The organism is Sphingobium sp. LMC3-1-1.1, from assembly GCF_040676285.1.
GTDB lineage: Bacteria > Pseudomonadota > Alphaproteobacteria > Sphingomonadales > Sphingomonadaceae > Sphingobium.
Genome location: NZ_JBEGHQ010000012.1, coordinates 564520 through 578065, shown reverse-complemented (window position 1 = coordinate 578065; position 13546 = coordinate 564520). Strand labels below are relative to the sequence as shown.

Sequence of the window (13546 nt, the reverse complement as noted above, 5' to 3'; positions counted from 1 at the left end):
GGAGATTTTCCTGCCCGCCCCGGCAAATGCCGCCCTGCTTGCCCCAGGGAGAGGGAAGGCAGGCAGGGCGGCCTTCCTCGACAATGTCAGAGGCCGACGACCGCTGGCAGGCAACCGATGTGCGGGATTTCCACGTCGCGATAGAAGGCGTTGGACGGTTCATGCCCGCGACCCACGAACACCCGGCAACCGAAATGCAGGTCGGTGGCGGTATTCTGGTCGTAGCGGAAGCTGGAGGAAACATGCATCATTTCTTCCGGCTTCGCGCCCAGCTGGTCGAACATATATTCGAACGCCTGCCGGCGGGGCTTGTAGGCCTGCGCCATCTGCGCGGTATAGACCGCATGGAATGGCGCGCCCAGCAGGGCGACATTGTGGTGGATCTGGTCGTTCATCGCGTTGGACAGGATGACCAGCGGAATCTTGTCGCCGATCTTCGACAGGCCGCCGGGCACGTCGGCATGCGGACCCCAGGTGGGTACGCGGTGGTAGACGGCATCGGCATCCGCCTCGCGATAATCCACGCCCCACTGCTTGCAGACGCGGCGCAGCGAGTTGCGAAGGACCTCCTGATAGGGTTCCCACGCGCCAAGCACCTGATCGAAGCGGTAGGTGGCCCAATCCTGGCAGAAGGCCGGAAGATTTTCGGCGGCGATGCGATCGGCCATGAATTCGGTGGCCATTTCAGTCATGCGGAAACGGGTCAAGGTTCCGTAACAGTCGAAGCTGATATATTTCGGTCGGAAATCAGTCATGGATCAATTCCCCCTGATTGGGTCGCTGTTCAACAGGATCATTACGCCACGTCCTGCCCGCAACATGTTTCCGATTGGTCCGGGCAGGACGGTTGTTCGGGCTTTTTGTCGGGGCCTTTCGGCATAGTTTGCCGTGCCTTCAATATCCCTGATTCCGATCGACTTCGCCATCGGGCGGCAGGCCCGCCTGAAGCCGCCTGATATTGGCGATCAGGGCGCGCGCGCCGCTGTCCGCGCGGGTTGAGCTGGCGATATGCGGGGTCAGGATGATGCGCGGATGGTCCCAGAAGGGGTGGGACCGGGGCAGGGGTTCCGTTTCGGTCACATCCAGCACGGCGCCGGAAATATGGCCTTCGTCCAGCAGCGGCGGCAGATCCTGCTCCACCAGGTGCCCGCCCCGGCCAGCATTGATCAGCGCGGCGCCACGCGGCAATCCGGAAAGGGTTTCCCGGCACAATATGCCCCTGGTTTCAGCCGTCAGCGGCAACAGGCAGATCAATATGTCGCAACCCGCAAGGAAGGCGTCCATCTCCTCCGGTCCGGCGTGGCAGGTGACGCCCTCGATCGCATGGCGCGACCGGCTCCATCCCGAAAGCGGAAAGCCGAACGGGCGCAGCGCCTGCAGGACGGCCTGCCCCATCTGGCCCAGTCCCATCACGCCGATCCGGCGGGCGGCGGCGGGAACCAGCTTGATCGCGTCCCAGCGATGCTCGCGCTGCGCAATGCCGTAATCGATGAAGTGGCGGTGCAGCATCAGCACGCTGCCGCAGACATATTCGACCATGCCCTCGATCAGCCCCGGTTCGATCATGCGGATCAGCCGGACATGCGGCGGCAACTTGCTCATGTCGAACTGGTCGACGCCCGCTCCGATCGAAAACAGCACTTCCAGGCCGGTCAACCGTTCGAGCAGTTCGCGGGAGGGATCCCAGGCGGCGAGATAGCGGACGGCCGCCGGATCGCGCATCTCGTCCAGCGTCATGAAGCCGACATCGGGCGCCTCCGCCGCGAAGATGTCGCGCCATACGCGTCCGCGCTCTGTTTCGGAGGTGTAGAGGAGGGTCATGCAGTCTGCTTTCTGGAGGAGGACCGGCGGCGCGCGGCCTGCGCCTGCCACCACATCAGCGGTCCGGTTAGGGAAAGGGCAAGCAGCGTCAGCGCCGCGACCATCAGCACCACCGGGCCGATCGCGCCGAAACTGTCGCCGGCATGCAGGGGCAACACCGTCATCCAGAGCGCGCGGCTGTCTTCGGCCCTCGTTACGCGGACAATATTCGGCCCGGCGATCGTCAGCACCGCGCGATGCACGGCGCGCGGATTGCGTTCGGGGGCGGCGAAATTGACGATGATGCGATCGCCGGTCAGGCGGAAATCGCGCAGGGCGCTGCGCGGGAAGGCCCTGTGCGCCCGCGTCAGTGCCCGGTCGATCGTCGTCGCGCTCGCCGTGGGCCGCAAGGATATGGGGGCGGCTGCGTCGAACAGGTCGGGTGTCGCCAGCAGCAGCCCGGTCAACGCCATGAACGCCAGCAGCGCCGACATGACCACGCCGGCGGTCCGGTGCAACTGTCGCAGCACCAGTCGAAACGCCAGCGTCCAGCGGACCGAGAGCTGCTTTGAAAGCGGGCCGCGCTTTGGCCACCAATAGGCAAGGCCTGTCACCGCCATCGCCAGCAGGGCGAGCGCGTTCAACAGTACGACAGTAGCGCCCGCCTTGCCCGTCATCAGCCGGTAGTGGATCTGGAGCGCGGCCTCGATCGGGAAGGCCCAGGTCGATCCGGCCCGCAATATGCGCCCGCCGGCCGGATCGACCGATGCATAGCGCTGTGCCCCATGGGGGCCGGTGAGTTCGGCAAGAAAGGTCGCGCCTTTCCCGCTGGGCGCGTAGAGGCGGGTGACGGCAAAGCCGGGGAACGCGCCCGCCGCCCGCGCTGCCGCCATGCCGGGGGAAATGCCGGGCGCCGATCCGTGGCTGACCATCCCCGCTGGATCGATCCAGCGCGCCACCGGGCCACGATAGAGCAGCAGCATGCCTGTCATCGCCTGCACCGCCAGCAGAGTCGCCATGGCAAGGCCGGTATATTTGTGCAGGCGAAGCCATTGCGCCCGGGTCATGGGTGATCTCCCAAAATAAAATACCGCCGGCGACCCTACAGGCTTGGAGGGTGGGTCGCCGGCGGCCGTTCGGGCCTTGAAGGCCCGAATGAACGGAACGTCAGAAGTTGAACGAACCGCGGACCGTGAAGGAGCGGGGCGCTCCCGGCTGGATCCATAGCGCCGCATAAGAACTGGCGTAGTACTTTTTGTCGAAGAGATTATTCACGTCCGCCGATATCTTGATCTGGTCGGTGATGTTGAACGATCCTGTGATCTTGGCGATGGTATAGCTGGGAAGGAAGAAAGTAGTCGCCGTTTCGCCCAGGCGACGACCAACATAGTTCACGCCCGCGCCCAGCATCGCCTTGTGCTCGCCGACCGAGAAGGTCTTGAACAATAGGGCATTGCCCTGATGCTTGGGAATGTTGATCAGCGGATCGCCCACGCGGATTGGAGCGGCGAAGTTGGGATCAAGCGCATTCACGTCCCATCCGGCGTCCGTGTAGGCATAGGTCAGGAACAGTTCGAAACCAGCCGGAAGCTTGGCATTGACATCAAATTCCACGCCCTTGCTCTTGGCTGCGCCCACTGGCAGGGAGAAGCCCGCATTGACGGGGTCGGTGGTCAGCACATTGTCCTTCTTCATCGTGAAGAGCGACAAGGTGCTGGTGATCTTGCCGTCCAGCGACACATATTTCGCGCCGACTTCATAGGATTTGCTGATTTCCGGATCGAAGGGCTGCCCGCTGAAGCCCGTTCCGCTGTTGGGACGGAAACCCTTTCCGTAGCTGGCATAGATGGAAACGGTCTTGGTGGGTTCGAACACGAGACCGGCCATCGGGCTGAACTTGGTATAATGCTTGCTCACGAACGGGAGGGTGATGCTCGCCCGGTTGGCGATATCCTGCGAGAAATCATCATAGCGCCCGCCAAAGCGAACCTTGAACTGTTCCGTGATCTCGATCTGGTCCTGAGCATAGATGCCCCAGGCCTTCTGGATCTCGGTCGCGTTCTGAACCACGCCGGTTGGAGCGGGGGCAGGAATATTGTAATTTGGATTGAAGATGTTGATCGAATAGGACTGATCGGCCGCGGTTGGACGATAGCGCAATTGGAAGGTATCGATCTTGAACCGATCCCAGTCCGCGCCTATGCGGATATTGTGCACGATCGACCCGGTGTCGAACTTGCCGCTGATTTCGCCGCGGAACACCATATGGGTGGTGCTGTAGTCGCGATAGCGACGCTGGCGTGACAGGGTCTGGCCGTCATTGTCGATCATCTGGCGGCTCAGGACCAGTTCAGGATCGCTGGAATAACCGCGGAAGATGGTGTCCTTGTACCCCGCACCCAGCATCAGTGTCCAGTCATCGCTGAAATCATGCTGATATTGCGCCTGATGCCCCAGAACCTTTACCTTGATAGGACCATTATTGGGATCGCCCAGGAACCGGGAATTGGGGATAAGGCCGAGCTGATAATTGGTGATCACCCCACCGACAACTGTCGGAACGGCCACCACGCCGCGGTCGAACGGCACTTCCTGGTTCACATATTCCATTTCATAGGTGAAAAGGTCGTGGTCCGAGAATTTCGCGAGCAGCGACGGCGTCAGCACATATTTGCGGGTGTGCACCGTGTCGCGGAAGCTGTCGGCATCCTCGACCGCGCCATTCAGGCGCACCGCGAACATGTCGTTCAGAGGCAGGTTGAAATCGCCTTCGACCCGATAGGTGTTCCAGCTGCCGCCGGCCACGCCGAAGCTGCCGAAGGATTTTTCGAGGACCGGTTTCTTGGTCACGATATTGACGGTGCCGCCCGGTTCTCCGCGACCGAAGAGCGCGGAGTTCGGTCCCTTCAGCACTTCCACGCGCTCGACATTGGATGCATCGCGCGGACCGCCATAGCCGCGACCGCCGTTGAAGCCGTTGACCAGGAAGCCGCTCGGGAAATTCTCGTCCCCGGCGAAGCCACGAATGGCGAAGCTGTCCCACAGGCCGCCGAAATTATTCTGCTTCGAAATGCCGCTGGCCAGTTCCAGCGCGGTGTCGAGGCGGGTGATGTTGAGATCGTCCAGCAGCTTGCCGTCAAGGAACTGCACGGCCTGCGGAATTTCCTTCACCGGCGTGTCGCCGAAATATTGCCGCTTCATGGCGGTGACGACGATCGTGCCGTCCCCGGCATTTCCTGCCGTCTGGGCCTGCGCGCCCGATGCCAGGGCAAGGGAGGCGGTGCTGGCGGCCAGTGCTATTTGGAACGCTGAAATTGTCTTCATTTTATTACCCCTTTTCTGATCGCCATGTCCTAAGTCCTGCGAATTGGGGTGATCCGGCGATAAGTTTACCCCTCTCCCGTCAGACATCTTGCGTGTCCTTTTGGCCGGCGCCGGTCACGGAGCGTTTTGTCGCCTCTTATTGAAAACAGACTAAGGCTGGATTACAAAAATATTACCGCAAATTCATCTGCCGCCACGGCCGAAAATTGTGAGATGAAGAACCACACGGCAGAATCGGCCGGGCCGTTTCGAGAGATTGCGCAAGGTCCAGGATCCCCGGTGGACATTGGCTTTCCAAGGAGGAGGGCAAGCGCGCCATCTCACGCTGCGATGCACTGGTGAGTGCCGCCGCAGGCCCTGTCCATCGCAAGGACGTCATTCGGATTCCGGCAGGAAGAGATTCTTGTAGAAACCGACCGTCTTCACCGTAACGGTGACCGGCGTCTCCCCCTTGTTGCGGAAGTACCAACCGTGGGTGCCGTCGAAAGGAGCGGTGAAATCTCCCTGTCCGCCGGTCATTTCCAGTTCCTTCCAATAGTCGGTGAAGGAACCGTCCGTCGCGGCCAGCTTCTCGCCATGCATTTCCGCCTTTACGGGGCCGCCGGATGATTTCCATTGGAAGACGAAACTGTCACCCTTCGTCATATGGGCTTTCACTTCCCGGCCGCTGTGCGGCGCCAGGCTGATGGTCTGTTCGTCCTGTCGCCATGCAGTGGTTTTGGCGATTGCATCCTTGGTGGGCATGGGCAGGGCGCCCTTTGCGACGGGTGCCTGTGCTGGCGAGGGGATCTGCTTCGCTTCGCCGGACACCATGCCGGTCAGGCCCAGCGCGGTGCCGATGCCGGTCGGATCGATGCCATATTCCGCGGGCAGGACGAACAGCGTCAGGATCGCGATGGCGGCGGTCGCCGCGCCCCCGGTCGCTTTGGCCAGGCTGGAGCGGGAGGGAGAGATATGCGTGGGAAGCGTGGCAATGGTTTGCGAGTTCATGTCATGCTCCTTGCATGAAATAGCCCGAAAGCTGGAAACCGATCAGAACGAAGCCTGCCGTCATCAGCGCGGCGTTGGCGAAGATGGCGCTGCGGCGAAAGCTGTCGGTCCTGCGCCAGAAGTTCATGAGGATCAGGATGACGGTCAGTGCCATGAACTGGCCCATTTCCACCCCGATGTTGAAGCTGATGAGATTGGGGATCAGACCGTTCTGGGCAAGTGTCAGTTCCTGGATCTTCGTCGCAAGGCCGAAACCGTGAAAGAAGCCGAAGATCAGCACCGCTGCCTTGGGATTGGGCGAAAAGCCGAACCAGGTCCGGAATCCATCCAGATTGTCGATCGCCTTGTACACGACGGACAGGCCGATGATCGCGTCGATGAGGAAAGGATTGGCCCGGATGTCGAAAAGGACGCCCAGCAACAGCGTAGTGCTGTGACCGACGGCGAACAGCGTCACATAGGCGCCGACATCCTTCAGGCGATAAAGGAAGAAGATCACCCCGGCCAGAAACAGCAGATGATCATATCCGGTGACCATATGCTTGGCGCCCAGATACATATAGGGGATGATGTTGACGCCCGAAGCGCCTTCGATGAAGGCCTTGTCGTTTTCGTTGACGCCATGCGCCCAGATCGGGGAGCAGGCGAACAGCAGGGCCAGTCCCACGATGAGCAGCGCGACCCGCCGCACCGTGGAACCATCGAGCGGGGGGAGGGTCGCGTTGTTCATGCTCGCCTCTTACTTGGTCTGGAAGGTGGCGAAGGTCTTTGCGCCGCTCTTGTCGATCACCGCGACGACGACCTTGGCGCCTTTCGCGGGCTTGAAGCCCGGTGCGGTGAGCCTGTTGCCGCCGGCTGCCTTGAGCGGTGCCTCGGTCTTGGCGCCGCCGGCCGTCTGGGTCAGCTTTCCGGTGAACCCGGCCGCCGGGATCGGTTCATCCTCCTCGCTCAGATAGACATCGACGCCCTTTGGCCCGGTGACGAGTTCGAACATGGTCTCCCCTGTCATCTGCACCAGTCCGCCATGCTGCGGTTTCATGCTGCCATGGGCGATGGCCGTGGCAGGCAGGGCAGCAAAGGCGACAACGGCAAGTCCGGTGCGGAAAAGGTCGTATTTCATGGTGCTTTCTCCAAAATCAGACGGGCGATCATTCCGGCAGATGCGGCAGGACGAAGGCGAGCGAGGCGCGATATTCCTCATGATCGACCTTCTTGTCGGCCGTAGGGCCGACATAGATCGCCATCAGAACGTTGATGCCCTGGTTGCGCAGCTTGATCGTCGCTGTGCCGTCGGCTGCGGTCTTGGCAGGGGCGGCCTCGTCGGGATCGTTGATATAATCCTGCATGACGGTCGCTCCGGCGATCGGCTTGCCCTTGTAATAGACGCGCACCTTCATCGGCTCGCCCATCTTCTGGGGGATGTTGAGGTCCGCCGGCACGATCTGCAGCATATGGCCCTCGATCAACGGCACCGGCTTGGTCGGCACCTGGCCCAGATAGACGGCATATTTGAAATTATGCTCGGCCAAGGTCGCATTGGGCACTTCATCGCGCCCCTTGTTGTGCCACTCGCCGTCGGGCGTCTTGCTCCAATAGCCATAATCCACGACAGCGGCCACCGCAGCGAGCGGTTCGTCGCTGTCGACCACGGGAATGGGGCCTGCCGCACGCAGGGAGGTGTTCACCGGCGCCCAGTCGGCGTCATAGCCGGTCACGGATTTGACCAGCGGCAGGCGCTTCACCATATCGAGGTCGTCCGCGCCCACGCCATAGATGAGCGCGAGCTGCTTGGCGCGCTGCGCAAACCAGATGCCGTGAGCGCTGGCAGGAACGGCCAGTGCGGCCAGTGCGACGATGCCGATGCCGGCTTTTGCGATGCGGTGTAAGGCCATGTCCGAGCTTTCTCCATTCAACGGATATGCTACGGATGGTGTCTGAGTTTCCCGACTTAATGTGCCAAAGTCATGGGTCGCCGGAGCCGAATATGTCAACCCATGGAGGCGCGTCCACATATTATTCTCCGATCTCTTTGCATCGGTCATCTGGAAACTTGCGATTGCATGATGATCGCCGCAGGTCGGGCGGCGAGATGCGTACCATCAGCCGGGAAAGGCCGTCCAGAGCGGGGCTATCGGCCAGCACAACCGCTCTTTTCTCTGTTGCCGGCTTCCCTGACTGGAAATCGCTTTAGGGCACGAGATCCTCTTCGGTCCGGTGACATAGTACCGCGTTACCGGCCGACATCGTGCGGCGCGGCGGCGGCAAGACATCGCAGATGTTCGCCATGGCCATGGGGCAGCGCGGCAGGAAGCGGCACAGGTCGGGCCGTTCCCCCATATGCGCAAAGGGTGCCCTCGCAACGGCGGTTTCGTCCGCCAGCCAGTCGGTACGCATTTCGGGAACGGACGAAATGAGAAGATCGGTATAGGGATGGTAGGGCGCGGCGGCATAGCTTTCGCACAGGCCGCTTTCCACCCGCGTCCCCCGGTAGAGCACGACGATTTCGTCGCACAGCGCCTTCACCGTGGCGATGTCGTGGCTGATGAAAAGATAGGCGACGCCCAGATCCCGGCGCAGATCGGCCAGCAAGTCGAGAATTGCACCACGAACGACGGTGTCGAGCGCGGAGGTCACCTCGTCGCAGAGGATCAGGTCGGGCTCTGCCGCCAAGGCGCGCGCAAGGTTGACGCGCTGCTTCTGGCCACCGGAAAGTTCGTCGCAACGGCGACCGGCCACATTGGCGGGAAGCCGGATGAGATCGAGCAATTCAGCGACCCGGCGTTGCGCGTCCACCCTGTTCATGCCGTGGTAGAAGCGCAGGACGCGGCCGAGAATGTCTTCGACGCTGTGCGCCGGGTTCAGCGCCACGTCGGCGTTCTGGAACACGATCTGGATGCGGCGCAACTGTTCGCGCGTGCGCCCGCCGACCGTGGGGGCGAGCGAAGTGCCGTCCAGCGAAACGGTCCCGGCGGTCGGCGCGAGCAGGCCGGCGACGACGCGCGCGACCGTGGACTTGCCCGATCCGGATTCGCCGATGACCCCGACGGCGGCACCCCGGCCGACGCTGAGGCTGACGTCGCTCAATACCGGATGAGCCGGACGGCCCGCCTTGTCCACCGCGCCATAGCCGGCGAAAACGCCGTCGATCGTCAGCAGGGGTGCTTTCGCGCGCACGCCGGGGCCGCGTGCCTCGACCACTGGGTTGGCGGCCGCAATCAGCATTCTGGTATAGTCGTCGGCCGGCTCTTCCAGGATCCGGCCGACGCTGTTCTGTTCACGCACCCGCCCGCGATTGAGGACCAGTATCTGGTCCGCCATCTGTGCAACCACGGCAAGATCGTGCGAAACATAGACGCCGGTCGCGCCCTGATCGCGTACGACCTTGCGAAAGGCCTGCAGCACTTCGACCTGGGTGGTCACGTCCAGCGCGGTTGTCGGCTCGTCGAAGATGACGAGGTCCGGTTTCGTGATGAGCGCCATCGCCGCCATCAGGCGCTGAAGCTGGCCGCCCGACAATTCATGCGGATAACGGTTGCCGATCGTCTCCGGGTCCGGCAGCGCCAGCGCGCGGAAGAGTTCGACCGCGCGGGCGCGGGCAGAGGCGGCGGATGCGGTGCGATGGATCAGGGCGGGCTCGATCACCTGGTCGATGACGCGGCGCGAAGGGTTGAACGCGGCCGCCGCGCTCTGCGCGACATAGGTAATGCGGTGTCCCCGCTGGGCGCCAAGCGACGCACCGCCCTGTCCGGCGAGGTGCGCTTCGCCGACGCGGATGTCCCCGCTGATGCGGGCGCCGCCGCGGCCATAGCCCATCAGCGACAGGGCAATCGTCGTCTTGCCGGACCCGGATTCGCCGATCAGCGCCAGCATCTCGCCGCGCGCGACGTCGAAGGAGACATCGTCGACGATGCGCAAGGGCCCGCCGTCCGGGCCGCGCACGGTGACACAGAGGTTGCGCACCTCCACATGGGGGGCAGTCCGGTTCATCCTTTCCCTCCCTGCGTCGCCGCGTCGATGAGCAGGTTGACGCCGACCGTCAGGCTGGCGATCGCCGTCGCGGGAACCAGAATGGCAAGCGCGCCTTCGCCAAGGCCCGACACATTTTCGCGCACCAGCGATCCCAGGTCCGCGTCCGGCGGCTGCAGGCCAAGGCCCAGGAAGCTCAATCCCGACAGGAGCAGCACGATGAAGACGAAGCGCAGGCCGATATCGGCGAACAGCGGACGGATCATGTTGGGGAGCATTTCCACCAGCGCGATGTGCAGGCGTCCTTCGCCACGGGCGCGCGCGACCTCGACATAATCGAGACGGGCAAGACCCACTGCCAGGGATCGGGCAATGCGAAAATTGCCGGGAACATAGGTGATGGACACGATCAGCGTCAGCAGCACCAGCGAAGAACCGAAAGCAGCCACCAGAACCAGCGCGAAAATCTTGCTGGGTATGGAGATCAGCGTGTCCATCGCCCGCGACAGCAGTTCATCCAGCCAGCGCGGTCCAACCGCGGCAGTGAGCGCAAGGCCGGTTCCCGCCGCGACCGCCAGCGTGACGGCGATTGCGGAAAGACCGACGGTGAACCGTGCGCCTGTCAGCAGGCGGCTCAACACGTCGCGGCCCAGATAGTCGCTGCCGAACCAGAAATGGCTGCTCGCGCCGGCGAAGACTTCCTCGCTGACGAAGGAGCCGGGCGGATAGGGTGTGACGAACGGGCCGACAATCGCGGCGATGATCCAGAAGGTCACAAGCGCCAGGCCGATCTTGCCCGACGGGGGCAGCGCGCGCGCGCGGCGAAGGAGGTTATGCGGTTTCATCCCTGGCGCAGCCTTGGATTGGCAAGGATCGCGATCGTGTCGGCGATCAGGACCAGCAGCAGATAGGTGGCACAGAATATCATCGCGCAGGCCTGAAGCAGGGGCATGTCGCGCGACGTGACGGCATTGACCATGAGGCTCGCGAGCCCAGGATAGCTGAAGATCGTTTCCACGATGATCGCACCTCCGAAAAGATAGGACAGGCTGAGCGCCATGGCGTTGACGATGGGGCCGACCGCATTGGGCAGGACATGCCTGACGATCAGGCGGTTCTGCGACACGCCTTTCAGCCGCGCCATTTCGACATAGGGGCGGTCAAGCTCTGCGATGATGGCGGCGCGGATCATGCGCCCAAGCTGCGCGACGACGCCAACGGCCAGCACCATGACGGGCATGGCATAGGCGCGCACGAATTGGCCGAAACTGGGATCCTGCGGCACCAGCGCGATGGAGGGCAGCCATAGCAGTTCCACCGCGAAGATCAGCACCGCTATGGTTGCGACCAGGAATTCCGGCAGCGCGACCATCGACAGGGTCAGGATATTCAGCGCGCGGTCCAGCTTGCGGCCGCGCGCGATGGCCGACGCGATCCCGATGAGAAAGGCGAAAGGCAGGGACACCAGGGCGGAAAGCGCCGCGAGCGTCAGCGTGTTGGGCAGGCGCTCCGAAATAATGTCGGCAACCGGCTTGTTGGCGACCAGGGATTGGCCGGGATCACCCACCATCATGCCCTGCAACCAGAGGACGTAGCGGACCGGACCAGGTTGATCGAGACCCATTTCATGGCGCAATGCGGCGACCTGTTCGGGCGTGGCGGTCTGGCCCAGAACCTCCTGCGCGGCATCGCCCGGCAGAAGGCCGCTGATCGTGAAGATCACCATCGAGACCAGCAGCAGCGTCAGCAGCGCCAGTCCAATGCGCCTGGCGATCAGCCGCAGCGGCCCGCGCCAACGGGAAGAGACGGCGGCGGCGCTCATGCGTCCCACCACACATGTTCACCGAAGGTATAGGCCATGAAGCCGCCCAGCGGGATCGGGAATATTCCCTTCAGGCGGCGGTCGAACCCGTCCATCAGGCTTTGGAAGGCCGGTATGGCGACGCCGCCATATTCATGGACCAACCACTGCATTTCGCCATAGATCTCCTTGCGCTTTGCCTCATCGGTCGATCGGCGCGCCTCCAGCAGCAGGCGGTCGAAACGCGCGTTGTTCCAGCCGGATTCATTGGCGAGCGCCTTCGACTGGAAAAACAGGCTGAACATCAGGTCCACGGTCGGCCGCGGATTGGTGTTGCCGAAGGTCATCGGGTGCTTCATCCAGTGCGTCGCCCAGTAACCGTCGCTGGGAACCCGATTGACCGCCAGCTTCAATCCGGCCTGTGCCGCATGTTCCTGAAGGATCGATGCCATGTCCACCGACATGTTCGCCGCCGGCGAGGCATAGACAGCCAGGCGCGCGCCCAGAAGCCCTGCGCGCTTCAGATGAAAACGGGCCCTGTCCGGGTCGAACGGCCGCTGGGGGATGTCGGGATTGTAATAGGGGCTGAAGGGGGGGACCGGATGGTCGTTGGCGATCGTGGCATAGCCGCGGAACAGCGCGCGCTTGATGAGTTCGCGGTCCTGCAGATATTTCATCGCCAGCACGAAGTCGCGATTGCCGGTCACCGGATGCTCCCGCCTCATGATCAGGTCGGTGAACAGGCCTGACTTCGTTTCCATGAAGCTGTGATTTGGGGATGCCCGCACCCGCTTGACCGAACCGGGGCTGACGGCGTTGATCATCTGCACGTCGCCCGACAACAGCGCATTGACGCGTGAAATCTCGTCGGGAATGGCGATCACCTCTATCTCTTCCAGATAGGGGCGCCCCGGTTTCCAGTAATTGGGGTTGCGGTGGACGACGGTCCGGATGCCGGGCGCGAAGGCGCGGCAGATGAAGGGGCCTGTGCCGTTCGCCACGCTGAAATCGCGGCGGCCATTCTCGACGATCAGGAAGTGCGGCTGGGCCAGGATGACGGGCAGGTCGGGATTGGGGCCGGTCAGCCGGAATTCGAGTTCAAGCGGGCCGGTCCTGCGCGCGCCGGCAAATTGTTCGGCGACCGCCTGCACCTTCGATCCGGTGGCGGGATCACGATGGCGCATCAGCGAATAGACGACGTCGTCGGCGGTCAGCGGCTTGCCGTTATGGAAATGGACGCCCTTTCGCAGGCGGATATGCCAGACGATATTGTCACGCGTCTCGATGCGTTCGGCCAGTCCCGGCAGGGCGCGCAGCTGGCCGTCATATTGGGTGAGGCCGCTGTAGATCAGGTACAACCGCATGAAGTCGGTCGAAAGATTGCCCTTGGCAGGGTCCAGCGTGTCGGCGGTCGAGGCGGCGATGCTGGCGACGCGAATGCGCCCGCCTATCCTGGGCCGACCTGTCACCGCGCCCGCACCGCTCAGGGTCGCGCCGGCGGCCAATCCGCCCAGCAGCATCCGGCGGGAAAGATCGGTGGAAATCACGTCAACCATAAGGGTCTTCTCATTCCTCACATATCTGCAATTTCCACCGCCAGCAGCAGTTTGCCGGGGTAACCATATTGTCGGACTGCGCCTCGATCACTGCATGAATAATGTTGAT

Annotated in this window: 12 protein-coding genes; all 12 read right to left on the bottom strand. The window is 62.8% G+C overall.

Going from position 1 to position 13546, the window contains the following annotated elements; genetic code table 11:
* Positions 1-86: 86 nt before the first annotated feature.
* The gene (locus MRBLMC3_RS12860; protein ID WP_133651522.1) at positions 87-755 is read right to left on the bottom strand and encodes a haloacid dehalogenase type II; all 669 of its coding nucleotides are present in this window, start codon (positions 753-755) and stop codon (positions 87-89) included.
* 139 nt (positions 756-894) lie between these two features.
* Positions 895-1821 carry a 2-hydroxyacid dehydrogenase gene (locus MRBLMC3_RS12855; RefSeq protein ID WP_363829336.1) on the bottom strand — a complete coding sequence of 309 codons (927 nt, stop codon included), beginning with the start codon at positions 1819-1821 and terminating at the stop codon, positions 895-897.
* Complete coding sequence (locus MRBLMC3_RS12850) at positions 1818-2867, bottom strand: PepSY-associated TM helix domain-containing protein (RefSeq protein ID WP_363829334.1); 1050 nt, start codon at positions 2865-2867, stop codon at positions 1818-1820. The genes MRBLMC3_RS12855 and MRBLMC3_RS12850 overlap by 4 nt, the downstream gene beginning before the upstream one ends.
* A gap of 100 nt (positions 2868-2967) precedes the next feature.
* Complete coding sequence (locus tag MRBLMC3_RS12845) at positions 2968-5124, bottom strand: TonB-dependent siderophore receptor (RefSeq protein WP_363829332.1); 2157 nt, start codon at positions 5122-5124, stop codon at positions 2968-2970.
* A gap of 375 nt (positions 5125-5499) precedes the next feature.
* On the bottom strand, positions 5500-6114 hold the full coding sequence (locus tag MRBLMC3_RS12840; RefSeq protein ID WP_363829331.1) for a hypothetical protein: 615 nt from the start codon (positions 6112-6114) through the stop codon (positions 5500-5502).
* 1 nt (position 6115) lies between these two features.
* Complete coding sequence (locus MRBLMC3_RS12835) at positions 6116-6844, bottom strand: HupE/UreJ family protein (protein ID WP_363829328.1); 729 nt, start codon at positions 6842-6844, stop codon at positions 6116-6118.
* A 9-nt stretch (positions 6845-6853) separates the two neighbouring features.
* Positions 6854-7234 carry a hypothetical protein gene (locus MRBLMC3_RS12830; RefSeq protein ID WP_363829326.1) on the bottom strand — a complete coding sequence of 127 codons (381 nt, stop codon included), beginning with the start codon at positions 7232-7234 and terminating at the stop codon, positions 6854-6856.
* 28 nt (positions 7235-7262) lie between these two features.
* Positions 7263-8006 (bottom strand): DUF4198 domain-containing protein, encoded by a 744-nt coding sequence (locus MRBLMC3_RS12825; RefSeq protein WP_363829323.1) that lies wholly within the window; start codon positions 8004-8006, stop codon positions 7263-7265.
* Between the two features lie 295 nt (positions 8007-8301).
* Positions 8302-10101, bottom strand: coding sequence for an ABC transporter ATP-binding protein (locus MRBLMC3_RS12820; protein WP_363829320.1), 1800 nt, complete (start codon positions 10099-10101; stop codon positions 8302-8304).
* Entirely contained in the window at positions 10098-10925 is an 828-nt protein-coding gene (locus MRBLMC3_RS12815; protein ID WP_363736560.1) for an ABC transporter permease, read from the bottom strand. The genes MRBLMC3_RS12820 and MRBLMC3_RS12815 overlap by 4 nt, the downstream gene beginning before the upstream one ends.
* A complete protein-coding gene (locus MRBLMC3_RS12810; protein WP_363829317.1) occupies positions 10922-11902 on the bottom strand; it encodes an ABC transporter permease in 981 nt (326 codons plus the stop codon). The genes MRBLMC3_RS12815 and MRBLMC3_RS12810 overlap by 4 nt, the downstream gene beginning before the upstream one ends.
* Positions 11899-13437 carry an ABC transporter substrate-binding protein gene (locus tag MRBLMC3_RS12805; protein WP_363829314.1) on the bottom strand — a complete coding sequence of 513 codons (1539 nt, stop codon included), beginning with the start codon at positions 13435-13437 and terminating at the stop codon, positions 11899-11901. The genes MRBLMC3_RS12810 and MRBLMC3_RS12805 overlap by 4 nt, the downstream gene beginning before the upstream one ends.
* Positions 13438-13546: the final 109 nt, after the last annotated feature.